The following is a 24,723-nucleotide window of genomic DNA, read 5'->3' on the forward strand; positions in this document are numbered from 1 at the left end:
TCTTTATTCGCATAGATTACTTGAGCGACGCCAACAAACTAACAGAGCAACTATCGTTGGGCTATATGCATAGATCCGACACATAACGTAGGAAAAAGACGTAACAACGAAGGGAATAAATAAGCAGAGAAAATCAAAGCAGAGAAATTAAAATAACGTTAAGACGCTATCGATAAAAGGCTTGCCACCCCACAAAACCAAGCCGTAAAAAAACCCGCGATCACTCGCGGGCTTTCGCGTTATAGCGTCAGGCTCAGACGTAGAACGACTTCAGTGGCGGGAAGCCGTTGAATTCCACCGCGCTGTAGCTAGTTGTATAGGCACCTGTAGACAACCAGTACAAACGGTCACCAATGGCCAGGTTCAGCGGCAGGCCGTACTTGTAATTTTCGTACATGATGTCGGCGCTGTCGCACGTCGGACCGGCGATCACCACTTCCTCGACCTCGCCTTTTTTCTCGGTCCAGATCGGGAACTTGATGGCTTCGTCCATGGTTTCGATCAGGCCGGAGAACTTGCCCACGTCGGTGTAGACCCAACGCTCGACGGCAGTGCGCGACTTGCGCGCGACCAGCACCACTTCGCTGACCAGAATGCCGGCGTTGGCGATCAGCGAACGGCCCGGCTCCAGAATGATTTCCGGCAGGTCATCGCCAAAGTCTTCCTTGAGAAAACGGATGATTTCTTCGGCGTAGGTTTCCAGGCTGTTGGTACGGGTGATGTAGTTGGCCGGGAAGCCGCCGCCCATGTTGATCAGCTTGAGTTCGATGCCGTCTTCTTCTTTCAGACGCTCGAAGATCACTTTGACCTTGGCGATGGCCGCGTCCCATACGCTGATGTCGCGCTGTTGCGAACCGACGTGGAAAGAGATGCCATAAGGCACCAAGCCCAGTTCACGGGCCAGGATCAGCAGGTCCATGGCCATGTCGGTCTGGCAGCCGAACTTGCGCGACAGAGGCCAGTCAGCCGTGGTCGAGCCTTCGGTCAGGATGCGCACATAGACTTTCGAGCCCGGTGCGGCCTTGGCGATGTTGCGCAGGTCGGCTTCGGAGTCGGTGGCGTACAGACGCACGCCCTTGTCGTAGAAGTAACGAATATCCTTGGATTTCTTGATGGTGTTGCCGTAGCTGATGCGATCCGGGCCAACGCCCTGATTCATCACTTTGTCCAGCTCATAGATAGAGGCAATATCGAAGTTCGAGCCTTTATCCTTGAGCAAGTCGATGATCTCAACAGCAGGGTTCGCCTTCACGGCGTAGTACACCTTGGCGAATTCGAAACCGGCGCGCAGGTCGTCGTAGGCCTTGCTGATCATCGCGGTATCGATGACCACGAACGGGGTTTCTTGCTTGTCGGCAAACGCCTTCATTTTCTCGAAGGTGCTTTTCTCGAAATAGTCTTCGACCTGAATCGACATGCGGGGGACTCCTGTTGGCAAACGGTAAAAAACAATGGGTGTGAGAGCCAGGCCCTCTTGAACGTCCTCCGTATCCCCACTTTGGTTCGCCTACTTCCCAAGGCTGCTCGCCGAAAGCAAAAAAGGCCACAGGAACGCAGGTTCCCTTGGCCTTGCTGTCTCGTCGTCAGTACTTGAGCCGGATGGATCGTTTCCAGCATGGACGTTCGGCGCGAACTTTAGGACCTGAGGGGCTGGAGATCAACAAAAAATGTCGCGTTTATGCCCGTTTTTGCCAGACGGGCATTCGCGATAGTCATCCACCCTGTACTAACCGACCGACGTGACAGAAGGATGTTCCCCGGGGGCGGCGGCATCCTGATTCTGCTCCAAAGGTATGGGTGCCGCCGGGGGGGCGCTCCACCTTGCCTGCGCTCTGGCACGAAGCGGTAGCAATTGAGCATATGCGCCGTGCTAAAGCCCCCCCCGAATATCTGGATGTGCTATCGCATCGCGGCAGATCGCCGACCAGTCAAGCTCCCTCGCCTTTCGTCCGGAATAAATACGGCTTGCTCGCAACGGCCTGCTTCTGCCGAAGGCGTGGGAGTCCGGCTTGCCGACGATCTGGCGCGAAGCGGCAGCCATTTGACACATGCGGTGTCAGAGACCGCCGAAATGTCTGGCTGTGCTACCGCTTCGCGGCCGATCGCCGACAAGTCCGGCTCCCAGGCCCTGCGGGCAGAATCGAAAAACTCTAGCTACCCGCCTGCTCCGCCACCTCCGCTGGCGAAACAATACTGGTCTTCTTCCCGCGCGATTGGCCGGAACTCAGGTACGCAGCGATCGATTCCTGGGTCACTTCACCCAGGAACACGTTCTCTTTATCCAGCACCGGCAGCCAGGCGCGGTTGAATTCGTACATGCGCGACAGCAGGATGCGCAGGTGTTCGTCGTAGGCGGCGGTGGCATTGAATGCCTGCAGGTATTGCTCGCAGGTGCCGGTCTGGCGGTGCAGGTCGCGACGACGGACGTAGCCCATGGCCTTGTTTTCATCCCAATGGCAACCACCGGCATCGGCGCGTCAAAATGAACATGAGTAAGAAATCAAAAGACGAATAATAAACGCACAGTTTAATAAAACCATAGATTTACACACCCACCTCGACATAAGTGTAAGAGTGTACAGGTATTGTAGGTCACTTCGGAAAACACAAAACCTCTATTGCCAGCGCCGCTCAACAAACCTACCATCCTAAGCAGAAATAAGCATTGGAACAGAATATCCAAAAGCACGTCTGAAACATGGACATAATCAATTTAAAATCAACTCATCAGAGTGATAGAATTTTCACGCTGAACGCTGAATAGTGTCGTCGCCAGAAAACACCTGGACGCCGCTTAGACAAAGAGCTGCAAATATAATAAAACGATGAACTAAAGGGCACTGCAAGCAGATGACCATAGAAAACAAATATACAGACCTCTCAAACGAAATAAATCAAGATTCTGAATTTGTCAGAAAATTCGCTCTACAGACACCGCTAATACATCTTCCGTGGCTAAGTACTTCCGGCAGACAGGTATGGGCAAAGTTGGAATGCAACCAAATAACCAATTCTTTTAAAATTCGTGGCGCATACAATGCGATTCGGAAAATATCTCCTGACGCTCCGATCTTTACAGCGTCGGCGGGAAACCATGGCCTAGCAGTTGCTTATGTCGCCCAGCGCCTCAAGCGTAGATGTACTGTGTATGTCCCTTCGAATGCCTCTGAGCTTAAAACTCGCAGGATCATAGCATTAGGAGCGGATGTCCGGCCTGCTGGAAAGGACCTATTTGAAGCTACAACATTCGCTCGGGCTCAAGCAGTCTCACGAAATGGTTCTTTTATATCGCCGTTCTCCAATATAGATGTAATCAAAGGCCAGGGCAGCTTAGCCATAGAGTTACTGAGCCAATCGGGCATACAGTTCGAAAACATAATTATTCCCCTGGGCGGCGGCGGGCTACTGGCTGGGATGAGCTCTGTACTAAGGGCAAGACACAACGTTACAAACATTCTTGCGGCACATCCAAAAATCTTTAACCGCAATCTAGCATGTGCTGGACCGGGTGCGTTGAACAAAGCGGCTTTTCCTACAATCGCCGATGGGTTGGCAGTGCAACATGGGCCTGAAGATTTCGCATTGTGCGAATCGATCTGGCCTTCTGTGGAAAATATGTTAGAGGTTGAAGAAAAGGACATTGAACGCGCTATTGTGGCCTTACTACATAATGAAGGTGTCTTAGCGGAAGGTGCCGGGGCGATAGGTCTCGCGGCTCTAATGGCCGACCGGGATGAAAAGAAGATCTCCGGTTCTACTCTGGTTATCGTCACCGGCGGTAACATTTCAGTTTCCGCATTGGTAAAATGTGTGGCGACGCATGAAGCAAATTCGATGGACGCAGCCAAGCTTGGCCACCAATCCATAAAGCCCATTGGCGAATTACCTCAGAGGGCTTGCGCGCCCGTCGGTACAGCAACTCACAAACCAGTGGAGACAAACTCAAATCCAACATTCTGGGAAGAAGCATTTCTAAGACTGGTGAAAAGAATTCAGAAGTTCATCCAAGACATTGACAGACACTACGAGTTTCTGCAACTAGAAAATCTCTCTACCGACGTGGAAAGTATATCCTATACCAAAGAGCGCGCCATTGCTATTTTAGAAAGCGCAAACTCCGCAACACTAAGAACAGAAAACCAGCGCTCACTCAGATCTAATTACAGAGTACTAATTCAAGAATATTCCTTCCTACGCAACTGTTTAGCATGGTGTAGCGCGAGTAATGACCAAAGTGAAACTGCTATGTTTTTCGACCCTCAAGAAAATACGGACACGGCCCTCAATTATGACCGTTATGGCTCAATGCTTTTACGCGAAACTGAGGCCAATCTACTGGTGAGCCTCGGATTCGAGACTACAACTTGCGATCTGTTAATGACATCGTCAGGTCAGGCAGCGTACACGGTCATCGAAAGCTTCCTATTGAAAAATGTCCTGAAAGCAGGAAGCCATGTCAGCATTAGTCCATACATTTATTTTGAGGCACTGGAGCAGTTGGAACGACTGAGTCACATCGAAATAGGTCGGTCTGATTCTTGGTCAGTAGCTTCCCTGGCACAAATGATTTCAGAGTCTAGATCGGCTGCAATTTTCATCGACCCTATGGCGAATTTGGGCAGTATGAACTCAGTGGACTTTCAACAGCTCGCGCAGCTGATAAAAGCGCAGGATAACAGTGATAAGTGGTTAGTGATCGATGGAACAATGGTATCTGGCGGAATTAACGTCTTCGAAATATTTTCAGAACGGACTCACCCAGAGATCCTCTACTACGAGAGTGGGAGTAAGTACCTCCAGTTCGGACTCGACCTGCAGATGGCAGGTGTCGTAGTTAGCTCCAAAAAGCACAGTGCAGCTCTTACAACCCATCGCAGGAACACAGGTAGCGTTATGTATCAAACGGCCGTCAGTAAATTCCCGGAATATGGAAGGGCAGCATTCCTAGGTAGAATGGGCGTATTGACAAGAAATGCGGAAACATTGGTAACCCGCCTGAGCGACAGCCAATATTTAAAGGAACGCATTGAAATTGCATACCCGGGTAATTGGCAATCGCTAGGTTGGAAGCATGGCGGTGGAGTTGTCTCAGTGTCCATGAAGTCCATGGGCTTGAATAATCGAGCGTGCCTTGAAGGGTTTATCGCGATATTAATACAACGCTGCCGAGTAAAGCACGTAGCGATCACCAAAGGGGTCAGCTTCGGATTTGCCGTTACACGTGTATCTGCTGCAGCAGCCATGGCCGATAACATGCCACCCTTTTTGCGCTTTTCAGTTGGCGAAGAGCTTCCAGAAAACATGAAGCTGCTAGCAGAAACCATAGTTTTATCACTCTATGATTTTTTGAAAAAGTTTGATAATTAAAAACATCGATATTGGAGATTACTATGCCACCACTCCCGCCTTCACGGTTAAATAAAAAAAGCCAAGCCTCACCCACCTTGGTAGCGAATGAAATATTGCATGAAGTCCTGCGCACCTGTTCCGACCCTGAAATCCGTCGGAATGAAAAATCCGAAAAGCGGTTGATTCAGTTAATTGATGACGAAATCGAGAACGCTGTCATTTACAACACCGAATCGAGCTTATTAATACTCCACATCATCGCTAATGAAATACTTCGCCGGCGCTATAACGCTTTCCCTGACGCTGTCGAGCTATCTCCATTCGCGTTTATAATCCAGCAAAAAATCATGCAAGCACAGCTTGATTATGACCTAAGAGCTCTAAGTGGCGGAGCGCTTCCTTCAAATGAACATGAGTTTAAAAAATGGTTTAATAATAAATTCCAAGAACACCACACATCTTGCCACTCCCTGTTCGATTACATAGAAAAAAGCGCAAGCATTGAAGAGTTTCGACATTTTATAAAAATAGAAGCCGAGGTACATGTTTCATTCGATGATGTCATTGCCGCAACCCAGATAGGCGTAAGAGGACAAAAAAAACTTGAGTTTTCGGCAAACTATAACGATGAACTTGGTAACAACGACCCTCAAAATTTTCACCTTACTATGTTCGAACGTCTTATTGAAACGCTAGGCATTGTCGGCGTAGCAAGCAGCGACATTTTGTGGCAGGCGTTAGCATGCGGAAACTATATGATGTACCTCGCTCACTTCCGTAAACATTATCATCATTGCGCGGGCTATCTTGGGTATTTGGAAGCCCTAACTCCAATTCGCTTTGCTTCAATCGCAAAAGGCGGCGAACGCCTTGGGATTCCCTCAAAAGCCTTGGCGTATCACTCCGAGCATTCTGTGCTTGACGCCATGCACGCGGAAAGCTGGCTTGAAAATATAATTCTGGCAGAAATTCGGGAGCGCCCTGATTCGATCCATGAGCTTGCCCAAGGCGTACTCCTGCGTGAGCGGGTATCCAACCGATATTGGGATGCTATTTTGGATATCTACGCAAAACAGAATATATAAGGGCTATGTAATGAAAGGTTCAATTATTTTTGTCGAAGCCAGCCGGACAGGTGCAGGCGAAATGACTTGTGCGTATGCCCGGCACCAAAACCTTGAAGTTATCCTGCTCACCGGTGATACCCTTAGATATCCGCACGGCGTTACAGCCCACTGTCACCGTATCATTGAGACAGATACTACTAGCATCGCGGCGATGATTTCTGCCTTGGAAGCAACAGAAGCACATCACAACATAGTCGCGATTACAACAACTAGTGATTTTTTTGTTATCCAAGCGGCTGTACTGGCCAAGTATTATAAATTACCAGCTAATCCACCGGATGTTGTCGCAACATTAAGGAATAAACACTTAATGCGAACAGCTATCGAAAAATACCATCCGCACCTAAACCCCCTTTTTCAATTGACCCACAGCATCACAGATGCGTTATCTTTTGCAGAACGCATCGGGTTTCCGTTCATTGCAAAACCTATCAACGGCAATGATAGCTTGCACGTGGTAGAAATCTCGAACAAGGATGGTCTGGAAAAGTATTTTCAAGAGAGGGACGCGTGGGGGGATGATGCGTCCGGGCAGCGTTTCGAAGATGGCATACTTCTGGAGGAACTCATTGGGGGAGAAGAATTCTGTCTAGATATACTAAAACCTTTAGACCAAGATTTCATCGTAATGGGCGCGTTCAAAAAAATCATATCTCGCGGTTCAGGGGACCGATTTGTTAAAATCGGTGCCTGTTTTCCATCAAGCGATACGGATACTTCGACTTTATCCGATCATATCATTCCACTGTTGAAGAAGATTGGTTTTGCGGTGGGCGCAGCAGATATTGACTGTAAAATCATCGACGGAAAAGTCAAGATTCTGGAGATAAACCCACGATTAGTTGGAGACCAGATGGGAAGTCATATGATTGAGCTTTCTACTGGACAAAACGCCGCGCACGCGGTGGTCGACCTTGCTCAGGGCAAAACTTACAAATGGTCACCGACTAAAAACTGTGGCGTCGCGATTCATCGTTTGACGCTATCCGACCCGGGGTATTTTCTTGGGATCGAAAACGAGAAAGAGATAACCTCTCATTCTGGCGTCGAAAAATTATTAATTCTCGGACAGCCCAATACTTGGTACGAGCCTGCCACATCGAACCAAGGGGTTGTTGGATCAATCATCGTCTCGCAAGAAACTGCGAACCAGGCTTTGAGCTTGCCCAGAAACTAGCAGACCAAGCACGTATCAGTTTGGTAAGCAGCCTTATCTAATATTCGGTAACTCTTCCATGGACAAGTAATAAATGACGCGCCGTATCCCGACAATCGTTAAATTTCAGCTCTGCGGAACCTTTTTGAACAGTGCCAGTGCAATAATAAAATTGTTCATCCCGCTCTATCTACTTGGTGCGTACGATTTATCGTTCACGACCATCGGCTTGTGCATGGCGGGTTATGGCGCTGGATGCGTGGTCGGCGCCTACGCGGGGGGAATAATTTCCGAACGACTGGATATACAATGGTTCACGGCGCTATGCCTTCTAGCCAGTGGGGTAGTCGCATTTATAATGTCATACCCCCCACCGATCCTAGTTGTTTATTTTGCAATACCTCTAGGGGGTGTGTTCGACGGTGCGTTTCGACCAGCCAACTTACGAGGTGTAATGGAGAGCGCGCCCTTAAACTCGCAATTTAAAGTTCAGGGAATATATCGGGTGGTATTCAATTCGGGAGTGGCCGTTGCAGGTATCTTGGCAGGTTCAGTTGGAGACGGAAATTACAAATTTATATTTTTCTTGCAGTTTATATTCTGTTGCTCAGGGGGTTTACTCATCCTTTTTTGTGCAACTACGCGTAGCAAAGCATCCAAGCAAATAACGACAAAACTCCCGTTTGACGAAAGCCCCATCAGGTCCGAGGAAACAGGGACCTCACCATGGCGAGACAGAGCCTTTATTATTTTCATAATCGGGCAGTTATGCGCGCTCGGAATTTTTGATCAAATGTATGGAACACTCGGTTTTTTTTTGCTGGACCACGTGGCGGCAAACCCTAACTGGATAGGATATCTACTTTCAGTTAACGCCGTACTTATCGTTCTTTTCCAACTGCCCGTCAACCGCTGGATCGAAAGAAATGGTGTGGTTAACGCCTCTCGTCTGGGCACCGTCCTGCTCGGCACCTCGTTCCTGTTTTTGAATATAAGCGACCACTTGATATGGTCGGTAGTCACGATACTGTTTATCACCGCTGCGGAGTTACTGCTTACGCCCGCGTGGACGATGGCCGTTCTGAATCGGTCGGAGGGCGGGGAGCGCGGGAAATATCTAGGGATATTCAGCGCCGCTTGGCTGGGCCATTCGCTTTATGGCCCGGCAATAGGAACTTGGGTATATGGATCTTATGGCGGTTTTTTCCTATGGTGGGCGTGTGCATGCGTAGCCCTGCTGGTGATGTTGTTGCATTACTCTGCAATCCCGCTGCTATGGAAACGCTTGGACCGTGTCCAAACGAGCCCGACAGAGGCAGGCAGCACTATCTAAACGCCCATATGTGTGGGCACTATCGCTCGGCGACGGGTGACAACGAGGCCCTGAATAAACAACATGGCGTCCATCATGAATTTATTTGCCTACCCCACGCCGTCTAGCGACATGGGAGCAAATTCATTCACGATGACGCCAGTTCAGGCATGACATGCGCTCAGCAATTCACCTCACACTGACCCTGCCTGCTCCGCCACCTCCGCTGGCGAAACAATACTGGTCTTCTTCCCGCGCGATTGGCCGGAACTCAGGTACGCAGCGATCGATTCCTGGGTCACTTCACCCAGGAACACGTTCTCTTTATCCAGCACCGGCAGCCAGGCGCGGTTGAATTCGTACATGCGCGACAGCAGGATGCGCAGGTGTTCGTCGTAGGCGGCGGTGGCATTGAATGCCTGCAGGTATTGCTCGCAGGTGCCGGTCTGGCGGTGCAGGTCGCGACGACGAACGTAGCCCATGGCCTTGTTGCTGGCGTCGGTGACGACAACGTAGCGGCGGTCGTTTTCGTCCATGATTTCCAGCGCATCGGCCACCGGGGTTTCCGGGCTGACGGACGGTGCGTTGTCGGCGGCGTCTTCGGCCTTGACCAACAGCAGGCGCTTGAGGGTGCTGTCCTGACCGACGAAGTTGCTGACGAAGTCATCCGCCGGGTGCGCCAGCAGGGTGTCCGGGTGGTCGATCTGCAGCAGCTTGCCGGCGCGGAAGATGGCGATCTTGTCGCCCAGTTTGATGGCTTCGTCGATGTCGTGGCTGACCATGATTACGGTCTTGTTCAGCGCGCGCTGCATCTCGAAGAACTCGTTCTGGATCATCTCGCGGTTGATCGGGTCGACCGCGCCGAACGGCTCGTCCATCAGCAGCAGCGGAGCGTCGGCTGCCAGCGCACGGATTACGCCGATCCGCTGTTGCTGACCACCAGAGAGCTCACGCGGGTAGCGATGCAGGTACTGCTTGGGCTCGAGCTTGATCATGCTCATAAGCTCGCGGGCGCGGTCGTGACATTTCTGTTTGTCCCAGCCGAGCAGCTTGGGCACCACCACGATGTTTTCCTCGATGGTCATGTTGGGGAACAGACCGATCTGCTGGATCACATAACCGATGTTCCGGCGCAGGGTCACTTCATCCAGGCCCGTGGTGTCTTCGCCGTTGATCAGCACTTTGCCGGAGGTCGGCATGATCAGGCGGTTGATCATTTTCAGGGTCGTACTCTTGCCGCAACCCGATGGGCCGAGGAACACGCAGATCTCGCCTTCGTTGACGGTCAGGCTCACCGAATCGACGGCCTTCACTTCCTTACCGTTGCTCTGGAAGGTTTTCGATAGATTTTGAAGTTCGATCATTTGAGCAGTCCTTTTGGAGTCAGCGAGCGTTGCAGCCATTGCAGAAGCAGGTCGGCGAAGATGGCCAGGATGCTGACCAGTACGGCGCCGACGATCAGCATCGACATGTCGCTGCGGCTGATGGAAGCGAGGATGAGTACGCCCAGACCACCGGCACCGATGGTCGCGGCGATGGTCATGACGCCGATGTTCATGACCACGGCGGTGCGCACGCCGGCGAGGATCACCGGCACCGCGATGGGCAGCTCGACCATGCGCAGGCGCTGGCCGAAGGTCATGCCGATGCCTTTGGCGGCCTCACGAATGCCCGGCTCGACGCCGGTCAGCGCCAGATAGGTGTTACGCATGATCGGCAGCAGGGAATAGAGAAAAACAGCGGTGATTGCCGGCATCGGGCCCAGACCCTGGCCGAACCTGGAGTAGAACGGCAGCAACAGGCCGAACAGCGCGATCGACGGGATGGTCAGCAGCACTGTCGCGCTGGCCTGCAAGGGGCCTGCGAGGGCCGGGAAGCGGGTCATGAACACGCCCAGCGGCACGCCCGCCAGAATTGCCAGCGACACGGCGATGCCGACCAGGGTGATGTGTTGCAGGGTCAGGTGAAATACCTGATTCCAGTCCAGATGGGAGAAAGCGCTCCAGAAGCTCATAGTTTCTCCTCCTGTTTTTCCACCGGTGTCTGCTTGATCGGCACGCTTTCGGCGGAAGGGTTGATCGGATGATTACGCAGGAAATCTGCCGCCACCACGCTAGGGTTTTCGTGGTCGACGTCGATCCGCGCATTCAGGGTGCGCATGGTCTGGTCGTCCAGCAGTGCGGCCAGCGGTTTTAGCTGCTCGGCCAATTGCGGATGCTGGTCCAGGTACTCCTTACGAATCACGGGAGCTGCGGTGTAATCCGGGAAGTAATGCTTGTCGTCGGCCAGCACCTTGAGTTTGAAAGCGTTCAAGCGGCCATCGGTGGTGTAGACGAGCCCTGCAAACACTTGCCCGTTATGCAGCGCGGTGTAGACCAGGCCCGCGTCCATCTGACGAGTGTTTTCACGGCTCAGGTTCATGTCGTAGTGCTTGACCATGCCCACCAGGCCGTCGGAACGGTTGGCGAACTCGGTGTCGAGCGCGACGATATGACCCTCCTTGGCCTCATCCTTGAGCAAGGTTGTCAGGTCGGAGATGTTGTTGATCTGCGGGTATTGCTGCGCGATCTTGTCCGGCAGCGCCAGGGCGTAGGTGTTGTTGAACTTCGAGGGGGCCAGCCAGACCAGGCCTTTTTTCGCATCGAGTGCCTTGACCCGTTGATAGGTCTGTTCGCTGTCGAGCTTCTCGTCAACGTGGTTGTAGGCCACCAGCGACACACCGGTGTATTCCCACAACAGGTCGAGCTGCCCGGTTTCCTGGGCACTGCGCGCCAGGTTACTGCCCAGCCCGCCCGTGATCTGGACCTGGTAACCCTTGTCGCGCAGGTATTGGGCGGTCAGTTCGGCAAGCATGGTCTGCTCGGTGAAAACCCGCGCGCCAATGCGCAGCAGCGGTCTTTCGGCGGGGCTATCGGCCGCCTGGACAAATCCGGACAGCAGCAGGCCGGCGCCCACTAATAATGTGCATAACTTTTTCATTCAAATTCCTTTCTCAGCGCTCAGCGAGGCCTGATTCAGCAAGGCTTGATTAGCGAGCCAGCCCACGTTCCAGCCAGATACGACTGGCCAGGGTCACGGCGCCATCGAGCAACAGGGCCAGCAGAGCGGTGCATGCAGCACCCAGCACAAGCTGCGGCTGATTGTTCAGGGCAATGCCAGGGAAGATCAGGCTGCCCAGGCTGTTGGCGCCGATCAGGAAGGCCAGTGGTGCAGTGCCGACGTTGATGGCCAGCGCGACCCGCACACCACCGATGATGATCGGCACCGCATTGGGCAATTCGACGCGCCACAGCACCTGACGGGGGGTCATGCCGATGCCGGTGGCAGCTTCCTTGAGAGAACCCTGAACGTTTTTCAGGCCTTCGTAGGTGTTGCGCACGATGGGCAACAACGAAGCGAGGAACAGCGCGAAGATCGCAGGCCCACTGCCGATACCCAGGACGCCCAGGGCAATGGCCAGAACCGCGAGAGGAGGAACGGTGTTACCGATGTTGAAGATCTGCATGAAGCGTTCGGCGCGGCCAACCATGTTCGGTCGGCTCAGGACAATGCCGGTCGGGATTCCGACCACCAGTGCCGCCAGCATCGATGCCAGCACCAGCATCACATGGGCTTGCAGGTAGAACAGCAGATCATCCTGATACTGCTTGAAGGTACTGATGCCGATCCAGTGGACCAGCAGGGCCAGAAGCACGACGACAATCGCACCTCCCAATAGCCCCTTGCCATAGCGATTAGCCACGGGCGGACTCCTTATTTCAGTCGGCGAACGCCTCGCATGGGGGTCGCTACAAGGCAACCTGCGAACGTTCGCGAAGAGCAGCGGGTGGGTCGCCGGAAAGGGTGAACCTCGGCGAAAACACAAGCCATGAGCGCAGCTTCGTCAAGCTAACTTGCTGATTTTGCAGCCCTTGGCACTTGGCGTTACCCAGGGATGGACGTCTCCACAACCGCAAAGGTTCCCACGTGGGATGCTATTTGGCCACCCTTGATCGACTGAACGGTTCGGTTATTGCATCGACTTGGGCTATAATCGGCGCCCTTTTTTGAATCACCTCTCGGGCGATTTCCCATGACCAGACAGGCCGCCGAAGTCGCGAAACGCCGCACTTTCGCCATCATTTCCCACCCGGATGCGGGTAAGACGACCATCACCGAAAAACTGCTGCTGATGGGCAAGGCCATTGCCATCGCCGGTACCGTGAAGTCGCGCAAATCCGACCGCCATGCCACCTCCGACTGGATGGAGATGGAGAAGCAGCGCGGCATCTCCATTACCACCTCGGTCATGCAGTTCCCGTATCGCGATCACATGATCAACCTGCTCGATACCCCGGGCCACGAAGACTTCTCCGAAGACACCTACCGCACCCTGACCGCGGTGGACTCGGCGCTGATGGTGCTCGATGGCGGTAAGGGTGTAGAGCCACGCACCATCGCCCTGATGGATGTCTGCCGTCTGCGCGATACGCCGATCGTCAGTTTCATCAACAAGCTGGACCGCGACATTCGCGACCCGATCGAGCTGCTGGACGAGATCGAAGCGGTGCTGAAGATCAAGGCTGCGCCGATCACCTGGCCGATTGGCTGCTACCGTGACTTCAAGGGTGTCTATCACCTGGCCGACGACTACATCATCGTCTACACCCCCGGTCACGGGCATGAGCGCACCGAGACCAAGATCATCGAGAAGCTGGACTCCGACGAGGCCCGCGCCCACCTGGGTGATGAGTACGACCGGTTCGTCGAGCAGTTGGAACTGGTGCAGGGCGCCTGCCACGAGTTCAATCAACAGGAATTCCTCGACGGTCAACTGACGCCGGTGTTTTTCGGTACTGCACTGGGCAACTTCGGTGTCGACCATGTCCTCGACGCGGTTGTCGACTGGGCGCCCAAGCCACTGGCGCGGGTCGCCAACGAGCGCACCGTGGAGCCGGTGGAAGAGAAATTCGCAGGCTTCGTGTTCAAGATCCAGGCGAACATGGACCCCAAACACCGCGACCGCATCGCGTTCATGCGCATCTGTTCGGGCAAGTACGACAAGGGCATGAAGATGCGCCACGTGCGCACCGGCAAGGATGTGCGCATCGGTGACGCGCTGACGTTCTTCTCCAGCGAGCGTGAACAGCTGGAAGAAGCCTACGCCGGCGACATCATCGGCCTGCACAACCACGGCACGATCCAGATCGGCGATACCTTTACCGAAGGCGAAGCCTTGGGCTTCACCGGCATCCCGCACTTCGCCCCGGAGCTGTTCCGTCGCGTACGCCTGCGTGACCCGCTCAAATCCAAGCAACTGCGCCAAGGCCTGCAGCAACTGGCCGAAGAGGGCGCGACCCAGGTGTTCTTCCCCGAGCGCAGCAACGACATCATCCTCGGTGCCGTGGGTGTGCTGCAGTTCGACGTGGTGGCCAGCCGCCTGAAAGAGGAATACAAGGTCGAATGCTCCTACGAGCCGATCACTGTGTATTCCGCGCGCTGGATCGATTGCAGCGACAAGAAGAAATTGGAGGAATTCTCCAACAAGGCCGTGGAAAACCTCGCGATCGACGGCGGCGGTCACCTGACCTACCTGGCGCCGACCCGGGTCAACCTGGCATTGATGGAAGAACGCTGGCCGGACGTGAAATTCCGCGCAACGCGTGAGCACCATTAAGGACCAGTGAAGTTCATGGCCAAGCGATAAACCTGTTGATGATCGTTCCCACGCTCTGCGTGGGAACGATCATCGCCGCAATCGCGAGCAAGCTCACTCCTACAAGTGTTCACGCCTCACTTCACCACCATCCCCACTCCCCGCCCACGCGGGTCGGACGCGGTTTCGATTTTCGTTCCTTCGATCCTGATCGCCTGAATATTGCCCATCGACCAGCCCTGGTCCTTGAGCGTGTAGCCCATGGCTTTGAGTTCATCCGCCACCGGGGCGGACAGCGGCGCGAATTTCTCGGTGTAGATCGTGTCTTTGGGCAACAACTGGTGATGAACCCGCTGCGCAGCCACAGCGTCCTTCAACGGCATGTGGAAGTCATACAGATTGTTGAGCACCTGAAACACGGTGGTGAAAATCCGCGAACCACCCGGCGTACCCAACACCAACGTCACGGCACCTTCGCGCGTGACCAGGCTCGGGCTCATCGACGACAACATACGCTTGCCCGGCTCGATGGCATTGGCGTCGCCACCGACCACGCCAAAGGCATTGGCCACACCCGGTTTGGAGCTGAAGTCGTCCATCTCGTCGTTCATCAAAAAGCCCGCACCCTTGACTACCACTCCACTGCCGTAGTCCCAGTTCAGGGTGTAGGTGTTGCTGACCGCGTTACCCTTGGCGTCGACGATGGAGAAGTGCGTGGTCTGGTGCGACTCAAGACCGGCCTTGATGTTTTCCGTCGGTGAGATGGCGGTCGGGTTGACCTCATGCGCCCGTTGAGCCAGATAGACGTGGTCGGTCAATTGCGCGACTGGCGCCTGGGAGAAGTCCGGATCGCCCAGGTAATTGGCCCGATCGGCGAACACGCGCTTTTCGATTTCTGCCAGCAGGTGAATGTAGCGCGCCGAGTTCAGCGGCACGCCCTTGAAGTCATCACCCAACTGCTCCTTGATACCGATCAACTGCGCCAACGCCACCCCGCCGGAACTCGGCAACGGCGCGGTGTAAAGCGTATTGCCATTGAAGTTGACGTGCAGCGGCTTGCGCCAGACGGCCTTGTAATCAGCCAGGTCCTGCTGGGTGATCAAGCCGTTGTCATGCTGCATTTGCGCCACCAGCAGGTCGGCCGTCTGCCCCTGATAGAACTCGCTGGCACCCTTGTCGGCGATCCTCTCCAGGGTCTTGGCCAATTCTGGCTGAGTGAAGTTTTCGCCGGTTTTCAGGTTGCCGAAGTAATCGCCGAAGTTGGTCTTGCCGTTGAGCTGCTTGATCGCCGCCTCACCGTACATGTACTGCTTTTCAGCCACCTTGAAGCCATTCTTCGCATAACCGATGGCCGGGGTCAGCAACTCGGCCCAAGGCAACCTGCCGAATTTCTGATGCGCCTCCCAAAGCCCCATCACCGTCCCCGGCACCCCGGATGCGCGAGCGCCGACCAGACTCATGCCGGGAATCACTTCGCCTTTTTCATCCAGGTACATGTCGCGGCTGGCGGCCTTGGGTGCGGTTTCGCGGTAATCGAGAAAGTACGGGCGGCCATTCATGAACAGGGTCATGAAACCGCCGCCGCCGATGTTACCGGCCTCAGGGTAGGTCACCGCCAGGGTGAACGCGGTAGCGACCGCAGCATCGACGGCGTTGCCGCCTTTTTTCAGAATCTGTGCAGCGACCTGCGCGCCGTATTGGTCAGGCGATGCGACAGCGCCGCCTTCCAGAGCGATGGCGTACACCGGTGAGCTGGCGGCGAATATGACCGACAGGGCGAGGGTCTTGAGCGTCACGACTCGCATAGGGCTTCCTTGATGGGCTGATGCAACAGCTTCGGATGCGCGGGCTGAATGGAAGCTGTTTTGGGTGCGCACGAGACTAAAGGTCCAGGGCCTCATTAATGATGAAACTTCCCATAAACGCAAACGGCCACCCGAAGGTGGCCGCAGTCGAAGGTCTGGCGCTGTTCCTGTAGCAGTCCGGCTTGCTGGCGGTAGCGATCGTGAGGGCGCCCCGCCGGCGAGCCGGACTGCTACAGGGGCTCAGTGCAGCCCCGGCAAAACAGCATGCCGGTCGCCGGGCGACGCACCCTCAACCCTTGAGCATGTCCTGCTTGATCCAGTCGATGACTGATGTGCGTTGTGGCACCCAGCCCAGCAGTTCACGAGCATTCTTGCCCCGCACGCGGCTGTTGGAGCCCAGGCCATAGTTGGCCATTTCATAGCCCCACTCGGCTTCGGCGTCCTTGAGCGGCCAGTCCTGGGATGCGCCCAGCCCCAGCGCCTCGGCCATGGCATTGGTCATGTCGACGAACGAGGCTTCACCGCTTTCGACGAAGTAGAAGGTACCGGCAGGGTTGTTTTCCAAAGCCAGGGCATACAACTGCACCACGTCTTCGATGAACACGTTGGACCAGACGTTCTGGCCAGGGCCGACGTGGCGCACGATGCCACTCTTGCGCGCCTGCTTGAGCAGACGCGGCAACTGCACGCTGTCGCGGTCGACGCCCAGGCTCAGGCCGTAGATCAGCGTGTTGCAGATCACCGCCGAGCGCACACCGTCTTTGGCCGAGGCGATCACCAGATCATCGATGGCAACCCGCGCGGCTTTATCAGGCGTTGCGGCAGGCAACTGGCCCTCATAGTAGATCTGGCCGCCACCTTTGCCGCCCGATGCATCGCCGACGATGCTCGAACCACTGGTGTGCAGCAACGGTTTGTTCGAACCCTTCAGGCCTTCGATCAACGCCTCCACGGCACCGCGATGATCGCTGCTGGCCGCGTTGATCACGCCGTCGGATCTACGCGCCTGCTCGGTCAGCAGCACGCTGTCTTCCAACGTGCCAATCACTGGAACGATGCCCAGGGCTTTCATTTCTTCGGCCTGCTCGGCGCTGCGTACCAGGCCTGTGACGTGATGGCCGCGCTGAACCAGACCGGTTGCGATGGAGCCACCGATAAAACCTGCGGCGCCGGTAATGAAGATGTTCATGAGATGACTCCTGCTGAGCTGAATGATGGAGCCAGTATCTGCCGGGGATTGAGTGCGAAAAAGATCGGACAGCCCAAATGACTATTGCGTGCAGATCACGAATCGTCGCGATAAGAAACCTGTCCCTGATCGCCAATCAATAGGATGAACTGAAGTCGCGATTGTTAAGGTAGTGACAGCGCAAGGCTGCGCGCGTGACTGCAAGGAGCAATCCCATGAAAGTGATTTCTGCATTGATGGCCGTCGTTTCGATTGCCATGGCACTGCTCTATTTGACGTTCAAAGGCCCGTCATTTATCCAGACGACCCCTGAGACGACGGAGCCTGATGCCGCATTTACTGCCGCCGTCGGCAGAATCCGCGAGTTTGCGGCAACGCTTGAAGTGCAGGAGGTCGATATCGATCCCAGGGCTGTAACGCTGGATCAGAAAACCCTTGAGTTCACCTTGATCGACCATTCGATCACCGCCAGAAAAGTGCGCAGTGAGCAGGTCCTCAACCCTGATGGAACGCAAAGCATCGTCTGGTATGGCAACCTCGAGCCTCATGCCAGTGTCGTCCCTGAAATCGCGCAGTGGCAGGACCCGCTGAATTTCATCACCCTGGTGAAGTCCGGACAAACCGTCACCGGCACCATTCGTCAGGGCGGGCAGCTGTACCAACTGCGCCCGGTGGGGAGTCACCGGCACGTAGTAATAGTGCTCGACGGCACGAAAATGCCACCGGAAACAGACAACGTTGAGTTGCCCAAGCGCACCCTTAATCCTGCGCCTGCGCATAGTGCTTCCAACCGGTCTGCTGCCCCTGTCACCCTGGACGTCATGACCGTGGTGCCCCAACAGACCGTCACCGACTATCAGGGCGACATGCTGGCGCTGATGCAACTGGCCGTGGCCTTGGCCAATCAGAGTTATATCAACAGCAATATCGACATGACCTTGCGCCTTGTGTCTTATCAGGTGACTGACTATGTTCCCAATGCCGCATTCCCCGGTCTGGATCTGATCCGCTTGCGGACGCCGAACGATGGCTTCATGGACGACTCGCTCAGCGTTCGTGATCAGGTTCGCGCTGACGTAGTCATCTACATCTATCGCTCCGCGCCTGCCGGGGACGATTCACAATCCTGCGGTCAAGCGCTCCAGTACGGCTCGACTGCCGACACGGCGTTCGCCATGGTCAACCATGAATGCATCGCCAACTTCACCTTCGGTCACGAGATAGGGCATCTGCAGTTCGCGCGCCACGAGTTCGACAGTGATCCTTCCCTGACGCCCTATCCCTTTGCTCACGGTTATCGTTTCACCGCAGGCGGCCATACCTGGCACACGGTCATGGGGACTCAACCCAACCCGCCGACGTCCCAGCGTCTCAACATCTGGTCCAATCCCGACATTCGATACGAGGGCGCTCCTCTCGGTGATGCCGAATCGGCTGACAACCATCGGGTACTGGAAACCACCAAAGAGGCCATTTCCGGCTACAGGTGACGCATCACGTTTCAGGCGCTCTTCAACGCATTGATGCCGGTCCGCTCACGCCGCAGATTCAGCGCCAGCACGCTGCTCAGTACCACCAGGGAACCTGCGATCACCATCGGTGACGGCATCTCACCGAGCAACACCGAGGCAATAGCGATGGCCATGGGCGGCGTCAGGTACAAGCTCATGGAGGCGCGACTGACGTCCATGTGTTTGAGCACGTAGGCCCAGGCCAGATAGGCCAGCGCACTGGGAAAAAATCCCAGCACGGCCACGGCGATATTGACCCGCAGCGGTGCGTTGAGGATTTCGCCCATCAGCCCAGGCAGGTAGATCAACAGAAAGAACGTCCCGGCCCAGATGGTGTAGCAGACCATGGTCAGTCCGTCGTAACGGTGGCTGTAGCGCTTTTGCAGGGAGAAATACACACTCCAGGAAAACGCCGCCAGCAACACCAGCAAACCGCGCACGTCGATGTGACCGAAACCGCGATCCCCGGTGATCACGATTGCGACGCCAATCAGCCCCCATGCCACGCAGGTCCAGCGCCAGCCACTGACCCGCTCCTTGAACACAAAATGCGCCAGCAGTGCAGTGAACAATGGCATCGATTGAATCAGCACACTGGACGCTCCGGCGCTGACGCCAGCCTGGCCGAAATTCAGCGCGATGTGGTGCAGGCTGACCGCGAAGAACCCCAGCACGGCCAGCAGTGGCAAGTCCTTGAGCCGGGGCAGAGCAATGCGCATCGACGAGGCGATCAAGGCCATGAACAGCGAGGCAATGATGAAGCGCAGCAGCGCCAGATGGGTCGGATCGTAGCCTTGCAGACCGATGCGAATCCCGGTCGGAGAAAAGCCCCAGCAGGCCACCACGAACAAGGTCGCCAGTGCGACTTTCAGCCCTTGCCAGCGCATATTCGCGGGCTGCGCAACGGCCATGGCCGGCGTCGACGGGTTCGCAACACTCATTTCCACACTCCTGCCGACAGGCCCGACGCCTGTACTTGGCGGACAGTATCGAAACAACCTATGCTCACCACAACCGAACAATAATGACTTAACCATTCACTTTTGGTGATGTATGGAACTGGCTCAGATTCGCATGTTCAAGGCCGTGGCAGACACCGGCAGTATCGCGCGTGCCGCCGAGGTGCTGCATTGCGTGCCGTCGAACGTCACCGCTCGGATCAAGGCGCTGGAAGCGGAGCTGGGCACCGAGCTGTTTTTCCGTATCGGACGAGGTTTGCGTATCAGCCCGGCCGGGGAGATTTTTCTGACCTACGCCGGGCGCATGCTCAGTCTGGCCGAGGAAGCCAAGCGCGCGGTGCATCCCGACGCCACGCCATCCGGGCCGTTGCGCATCGGCGCCATCGAATCCTCGGCAACCTCGCGCTTGCCCAGGCTGCTTGCGCGCTTTCATGCGCGCTATCCGGATGTTTCGCTGGAACTGACCACCGGCACCGGTCCGCAGCTGCTCGACGCGACGCTGAACCACAAGCTCGATGGGGCAATTGTTGCCATCGACGTCAAACGCCCGCGCCTCAAACGCACCTCCATGTATCGAGAAGATCTAGTGCTGATCGCCGCCGAGTCCCTGGGGCCGATCCGCAGCGCTGCCGATCTGCAAGGCAAGTCGATTTTCATGTGGCCCGAAGGCTGCCCGTATCGCGCCGCCCTGGAACGCTGGCTGCTGAACAACGGCCAGACTCAGCCGATCATCAGCATCGCCAGCTACGGCACCATCGTCGGTTGTGTCAGTGCCGGCGCCGGCGTTGCACTGGTGCCCAAGGGGGTGTTCGAGCAGTATCACAAGGGTTCGGGCTGGGTCGGTTATGAGTTCCCGGAACTGACCTCCATCGACAACCTGTTCTACTGGCACGAAAACGCCGAATACCACCCGGCACGCGAGGCATTCGTGGAGATGTTGAAAGCGGAGTTCAGTGGGGCTGGCAGAGCATGATCAAGGTTCTGTAGCAGCACGGTTTGCAGGCGGCGGCGTCTTTCTGGTCACTGCCGCCGGCAAGCCGGACTGCCACAGACAAACCGGCCCTGATTCAACAAGACATGTGCTGTCAGGGATTAATCGTCACGACCCTCAAGCCGCATAGTTCGCCAGCTTCTGCTGGATGAAATCCAGAAAACACTGAATGCGCAGGGCCAGTTGCGAGTTGCGGTAGTACACCGCGTGAATCGGCTGGCGATAGCCGCTGTTGGCCTCGGGCAGGATGACTTTCAAGCGCCCCGAGCGGATATCCTCATGGGTCATGAAGTGCGACAGGCAGACGATGCCCTCCCCCGCCAATGCCAGCTGGCGCAGGGTCTCGCCGCTGGAGGCGGAAACCGTCGGCTGGATGAACAGGCGGTCGCCATCGGCGTGCCGCAGCGGCCAGTGATTGAGGGTTTCGGTCTGGGTAAACCCCAGCAACGAGTGTCCGCCGAGCGCATCGACGGTCTTGGGTGTGCCGTGTTTTTTCAGGTACTCGGGGCTCGCCAGAATATTCAGCGGGCTGGTGCCCAGCGAGCGAGCATGCAGGGTCGAATCGGCCAGGGCGCCGATGCGGATCGCCACGTCGGTGCTCTGCTCCAGCAGGTCAATGATCAGGTCGTTGCTGTTGAGTTCGAGCTGAATGTCTGGATACGTCGCCCGAAATTCGGCGACGTAGGGCACGATGGAATGCAGCATGAAGGGTGACGCGGCGTTGATCCGCAAGCGCCCGGACGGCGTCTGCTGACGCAGCGACATGCGCTCTTCCAGTTCCTCCATCTGGCCGAGAATCTGCTTGGCCCGTTCGAGGAAAAACTTGCCCTCCTCGGTCAGGTCCATGCGCCGGGTGGTGCGGTTGATCAGGGTAGTGTCGAGCTTGGCTTCCAGCCGTGACAGGGTCCGACTGATGGCCGACGGGGTTTGCCCCACCTGCTCGGCGGCGGCCGAGATCGAGCCGCTTTCAATCACCGAAACGAACACCTGCAACTCATCGGATCTGGCTTTCACTGTTGTCCCCCATTCAAAACAGACTGGATATTAGCCCTGTTTCGAGCAAAAGCCAGCACGCGTCATCAGGGCAGTGTCCTCAAGGTAATAGCCCCGCCACTCGATACGCCTCGATGGTGGCGTCGAACACGCCGAGATCGCCTCGACCCCGCGCCACCAGCTGCGCACCTTCGACTGCCGCATAAATCGCCAGCGCCTGCTGCTGGCTCTGATCGGCACCAAGCTCAGGCCGGCAGGTCGATAACACCTCGCTCAGCCACTGCACATTGACGTCGGTAAACGCATCGACTTCCACGCGAACCTCTGGCGGCAGGTCGTCGTATTCAGCAGCCATGATGCCGCACAGGCACATGCGATTGTCATTGAGCAGCGCCATGCGGAAGATCTCGGTGTAGCCCTTGATCCAACGCTGCGGATCATCCGAGTCGGCGCGCAAGCCGCTCAGGTAGGCCAGACCGTCCTCGGTATAGCGTCGCGCCAGCGCGCTGCCAAGATCACCCTTGGTCGGGAAATGGTAGTGAATGCTGGCGCTCTTGATGCCGACTTCCTTGGCCAGCTCACGAAAGCTCAAGCCGTTGTAGCCGCGGGTCTGCACCATTTTTCGGGCGACCGCCATGATGGTCTCCCGGGTGTCGGTGGTCATCTGTTCATCTCTCCAGCCAATGGGGTCCATCTATAGCAATCCGGCTTGCCGGCGGTAGCGTCTTGGAAATTGCCAGCGCCGGCAAGCCGGAATGCTCCAGAAGATCATTCGGCACTTAATTTTACCTATCGGTAGATAGGCATTGACAGTCGAAATATTCTGCGCGCATTGTATACCTACCGATAGATAGACAGCTATGGAGCACGCATGAAAATTTTTGATATTCCCGGTTTCCCCAACCCTCTACGGATTCGCATCGTGCTGGCCGAGAAAAGCCTGGCGTCCAGGATCGAGTTCATCAAAATCGATTTGCCCGGCGCTGAACACAAACAGCCGGCGTTCCTGGCGATCAATCCCACCGGCACCGTGCCGGTACTGCAGCTCGATGACGGCACCTACATTTCCGAGTGCACGGTGATCACTGATTACCTGGACAATCTGGATGGCAACCCGACGCTCACCGGCACGACGCTGAAAGAAAAGGCCATCATCCACATGATGCAAAAACGCGCGGAGTCGGAGCTGGCCGACCCGGTCGGGATCTACTTCCACCACTCCACACCGGGACTTGGCGCTGGCTTGCAACCGTACAAGAGCCCGGAATGGGAAGGTCGCATTGAATGGGGCAACCGCCAGCGCGACAAGGCGGTGGCAGGCATGAAGTATTTCGATCAGGTGCTGCGCAGCCAGCCGTATGTGGCCGGCGAGCAGTTCTCCATGGCTGATATCACGGTGTACGCCGGCCTGGTCTTCGCCGGTTTCGCCAGCCTTGCCATCCCGCAAGCATGCACCGCGCTGCTGGCCTGGCAAGCCAAGGTGCAAGAGCGACCCAGTGTGAAAAACCCCGCCTGACACACCCTGCCCGCGCCCCCCGATCAGGCTGCGCGGGTTATTTCCGGCAACCGTCTCAGACGCCGAACACCGACGCCAGATGCGCCTGGTAACGCTTCACGTCAGCTTCAATGTTCGGCACTTTCATCACGTCCACCGCCAGGAAGGTCGGCAGGCCGGTCATGCCCAGGAACTGGTTAGCCTTGTGGAACGGAAAGTAAACGGCGTCCACGCCCTTGGCTTCGAAGAAGTCGGTGGGATCGTCAAACGCCTGCTGCGGCGCGTTCCAGGTGGCGGAAATCATGTATTGCTTGCCTTGCAAAAGGCCACCGCTGCCGTACTTCTGCGAGCTGTCGGAACGGGTACGACCGTCGTTGGCATACAGGCTGCCATAGCCTTCGGTGAAGACTTCGTCGATGTACTTCTTCACGGTCCATGGCGCGCCCATCCACCAGCCCGGCATCTGCCAGACGATCACGTCCGCCCAGAGAAACTTCTGCGCTTCTTCAGCGACATCGTAGCCACCGTCGATGAACGTCTGCTTCACATCACACCCTGCGCGGTCCATGAACCCTAGTGCCGCCTCGTGCAGGGTCGCGTTGTAACGGCCCTCGGAATGAGCGAATTGTTTGCCGCCGTTTATGAACAGTACTTTTTTCATGTGAAACCTCGTCGTTGCTCAAGCTTTGGCCGCATGTATCGGGGCCGCAGTCGAGCTTCAATAACCGCAAGGGTTGGAAACTGGAATGGACGGCAGGATAACGATTTGGCGGGCAATGAATAAGCAGACAGCGAACAAAAAACATTTGTCTTAGACGCACGAATGGAGGCGAGATTGTTGACTTAGAATTTCTCCACTTTCATTTCAGGAGGCATTCATGAGCGATATGCACGGTTTCATTCTTCATGCCCGGACCAGGCCCGAAAAAGCGGCAGAATTCGAAGCGCTGTTCAGCAGCTATGTCGCCGCCAGCCGCAGTGAAGACGGCTGCATCGAATACCACATGCTGCGCGATCGGGAGGATCCGACACTGTTCATCTTCTACGAGATCTGGCAGTCGAAGGCGCACCTCGATGTGCATTCGGCGCTGCCGCACATGGCGAGCTTCTTTGAACAACGCATGGAGTACCTGCAGCGCGATTTCGATATTCGTCGGGTCGAAATGATCAGCCCGTCGTCAGCCGTACGCTGATCGGTCGC

At 55.9% G+C, this 24,723-nt stretch carries 20 protein-coding genes and 1 pseudogene; 9 read left to right on the forward strand and 12 right to left on the reverse strand.

Annotated features, from left to right (window positions below; genetic code table 11):
- Positions 1-253: 253 nt before the first annotated feature.
- Both ACI2KS_RS03350 and ACI2KS_RS03355 read right to left on the reverse strand, forming a co-directional pair.
- The gene (locus ACI2KS_RS03350) at positions 254-1,417 is read right to left on the reverse strand and encodes a type III PLP-dependent enzyme (RefSeq protein ID WP_404617142.1); all 1,164 of its coding nucleotides are present in this window, start codon (positions 1,415-1,417) and stop codon (positions 254-256) included.
- 733 nt (positions 1,418-2,150) lie between these two features.
- A pseudogene (locus ACI2KS_RS03355) lies at positions 2,151-2,447 on the reverse strand (glycine/betaine ABC transporter ATP-binding protein); the annotation flags it as partial.
- Between the two features lie 403 nt (positions 2,448-2,850).
- Here ACI2KS_RS03355 and ACI2KS_RS03360 point away from each other — a divergent pair.
- The 4 genes from ACI2KS_RS03360 to ACI2KS_RS03375 all read left to right on the forward strand — a co-directional run bounded on the left by ACI2KS_RS03360 (position 2,851) and on the right by ACI2KS_RS03375 (position 8,965).
- Positions 2,851-5,367, forward strand: coding sequence for a pyridoxal-phosphate dependent enzyme (locus tag ACI2KS_RS03360; protein WP_404617144.1), 2,517 nt, complete (start codon positions 2,851-2,853; stop codon positions 5,365-5,367).
- A 23-nt stretch (positions 5,368-5,390) separates the two neighbouring features.
- Positions 5,391-6,434: an iron-containing redox enzyme family protein gene (locus ACI2KS_RS03365; RefSeq protein ID WP_404617146.1), complete on the forward strand. Its 1,044-nt coding sequence runs from the start codon at positions 5,391-5,393 to the stop codon at positions 6,432-6,434.
- Positions 6,435-6,444: 10 nt separating this feature from the next.
- Positions 6,445-7,653 (forward strand): acetyl-CoA carboxylase biotin carboxylase subunit family protein, encoded by a 1,209-nt coding sequence (locus ACI2KS_RS03370; RefSeq protein ID WP_404617148.1) that lies wholly within the window; start codon positions 6,445-6,447, stop codon positions 7,651-7,653.
- Between the two features lie 73 nt (positions 7,654-7,726).
- A complete protein-coding gene (locus ACI2KS_RS03375) occupies positions 7,727-8,965 on the forward strand; it encodes an MFS transporter (RefSeq protein ID WP_404617150.1) in 1,239 nt (412 codons plus the stop codon).
- Positions 8,966-9,138: 173 nt separating this feature from the next.
- Here ACI2KS_RS03375 and ACI2KS_RS03380 read toward each other — a convergent pair whose 3' ends face one another.
- The 4 genes from ACI2KS_RS03380 to ACI2KS_RS03395 are packed head-to-tail and all read right to left on the reverse strand — an operon-like array spanning position 9,139 to position 12,686.
- Positions 9,139-10,308 carry a betaine/proline/choline family ABC transporter ATP-binding protein gene (locus ACI2KS_RS03380; protein WP_404617152.1) on the reverse strand — a complete coding sequence of 390 codons (1,170 nt, stop codon included), beginning with the start codon at positions 10,306-10,308 and terminating at the stop codon, positions 9,139-9,141.
- Positions 10,305-10,958: an ABC transporter permease gene (locus ACI2KS_RS03385; RefSeq protein ID WP_404617154.1), complete on the reverse strand. Its 654-nt coding sequence runs from the start codon at positions 10,956-10,958 to the stop codon at positions 10,305-10,307. The genes ACI2KS_RS03380 and ACI2KS_RS03385 overlap by 4 nt, the downstream gene beginning before the upstream one ends.
- Positions 10,955-11,923, reverse strand: a complete 969-nt coding sequence (locus ACI2KS_RS03390) for a glycine betaine ABC transporter substrate-binding protein (RefSeq protein ID WP_404617156.1) — start codon at positions 11,921-11,923, stop codon at positions 10,955-10,957. Before ACI2KS_RS03390 ends, ACI2KS_RS03385 begins: the two co-directional genes overlap by 4 nt.
- A 49-nt stretch (positions 11,924-11,972) precedes the next feature.
- Positions 11,973-12,686, reverse strand: coding sequence for an ABC transporter permease (locus ACI2KS_RS03395; RefSeq protein ID WP_404617158.1), 714 nt, complete (start codon positions 12,684-12,686; stop codon positions 11,973-11,975).
- A 330-nt stretch (positions 12,687-13,016) separates the two neighbouring features.
- Here ACI2KS_RS03395 and ACI2KS_RS03400 point away from each other — a divergent pair, with 330 nt between their 5' ends.
- Complete coding sequence (locus ACI2KS_RS03400; RefSeq protein ID WP_404617160.1) at positions 13,017-14,600, forward strand: peptide chain release factor 3; 1,584 nt, start codon at positions 13,017-13,019, stop codon at positions 14,598-14,600.
- A gap of 116 nt (positions 14,601-14,716) precedes the next feature.
- Here the strand turns inward: ACI2KS_RS03400 and ggt are convergent, their stop codons facing one another.
- Both ggt and ACI2KS_RS03410 read right to left on the reverse strand, forming a co-directional pair.
- Positions 14,717-16,384, reverse strand: coding sequence for a gamma-glutamyltransferase (gene ggt / locus ACI2KS_RS03405; RefSeq protein WP_404617162.1), 1,668 nt, complete (start codon positions 16,382-16,384; stop codon positions 14,717-14,719).
- Positions 16,385-16,673: 289 nt separating this feature from the next.
- Entirely contained in the window at positions 16,674-17,573 is a 900-nt protein-coding gene (locus ACI2KS_RS03410; RefSeq protein ID WP_404617164.1) for an NAD-dependent epimerase/dehydratase family protein, read from the reverse strand.
- Between the two features lie 215 nt (positions 17,574-17,788).
- Here ACI2KS_RS03410 and ACI2KS_RS03415 point away from each other — a divergent pair, with 215 nt between their 5' ends.
- The gene (locus tag ACI2KS_RS03415; RefSeq protein WP_404617166.1) at positions 17,789-19,063 is read left to right on the forward strand and encodes a zinc-dependent metalloprotease family protein; all 1,275 of its coding nucleotides are present in this window, start codon (positions 17,789-17,791) and stop codon (positions 19,061-19,063) included.
- A gap of 11 nt (positions 19,064-19,074) precedes the next feature.
- On the opposite strand, the gene ACI2KS_RS03420 is transcribed toward ACI2KS_RS03415, so the two are convergent.
- Positions 19,075-19,971 (reverse strand): DMT family transporter, encoded by an 897-nt coding sequence (locus tag ACI2KS_RS03420; RefSeq protein WP_404617273.1) that lies wholly within the window; start codon positions 19,969-19,971, stop codon positions 19,075-19,077.
- Between the two features lie 166 nt (positions 19,972-20,137).
- Between ACI2KS_RS03420 and ACI2KS_RS03425 the strand changes: the two genes are divergently transcribed.
- Entirely contained in the window at positions 20,138-21,016 is an 879-nt protein-coding gene (locus tag ACI2KS_RS03425) for a LysR family transcriptional regulator (protein WP_404617168.1), read from the forward strand.
- A 135-nt stretch (positions 21,017-21,151) separates the two neighbouring features.
- On the opposite strand, the gene ACI2KS_RS03430 is transcribed toward ACI2KS_RS03425, so the two are convergent.
- Both ACI2KS_RS03430 and ACI2KS_RS03435 read right to left on the reverse strand, forming a co-directional pair.
- Positions 21,152-22,048: a LysR substrate-binding domain-containing protein gene (locus ACI2KS_RS03430; RefSeq protein ID WP_404617170.1), complete on the reverse strand. Its 897-nt coding sequence runs from the start codon at positions 22,046-22,048 to the stop codon at positions 21,152-21,154.
- A 79-nt stretch (positions 22,049-22,127) separates the two neighbouring features.
- Positions 22,128-22,691 (reverse strand): TetR/AcrR family transcriptional regulator, encoded by a 564-nt coding sequence (locus tag ACI2KS_RS03435; protein WP_404617172.1) that lies wholly within the window; start codon positions 22,689-22,691, stop codon positions 22,128-22,130.
- A 207-nt stretch (positions 22,692-22,898) separates the two neighbouring features.
- On the opposite strand from ACI2KS_RS03435, the gene ACI2KS_RS03440 reads away from it, so the two are divergent.
- Entirely contained in the window at positions 22,899-23,543 is a 645-nt protein-coding gene (locus ACI2KS_RS03440; RefSeq protein ID WP_404617174.1) for a glutathione S-transferase, read from the forward strand.
- Between the two features lie 55 nt (positions 23,544-23,598).
- Here ACI2KS_RS03440 and ACI2KS_RS03445 read toward each other — a convergent pair whose 3' ends face one another.
- The gene (locus ACI2KS_RS03445; protein ID WP_404617176.1) at positions 23,599-24,183 is read right to left on the reverse strand and encodes an NAD(P)H-dependent oxidoreductase; all 585 of its coding nucleotides are present in this window, start codon (positions 24,181-24,183) and stop codon (positions 23,599-23,601) included.
- A 217-nt stretch (positions 24,184-24,400) separates the two neighbouring features.
- Here ACI2KS_RS03445 and ACI2KS_RS03450 point away from each other — a divergent pair, with 217 nt between their 5' ends.
- A complete protein-coding gene (locus ACI2KS_RS03450) occupies positions 24,401-24,715 on the forward strand; it encodes a putative quinol monooxygenase (protein ID WP_404617178.1) in 315 nt (104 codons plus the stop codon).
- Positions 24,716-24,723 lie beyond the last annotated feature (8 nt).

Origin of the sequence: Pseudomonas sp. NPDC087358 (genome assembly GCF_044900785.1) — a bacterium.
Lineage (GTDB): Bacteria > Pseudomonadota > Gammaproteobacteria > Pseudomonadales > Pseudomonadaceae > Aquipseudomonas.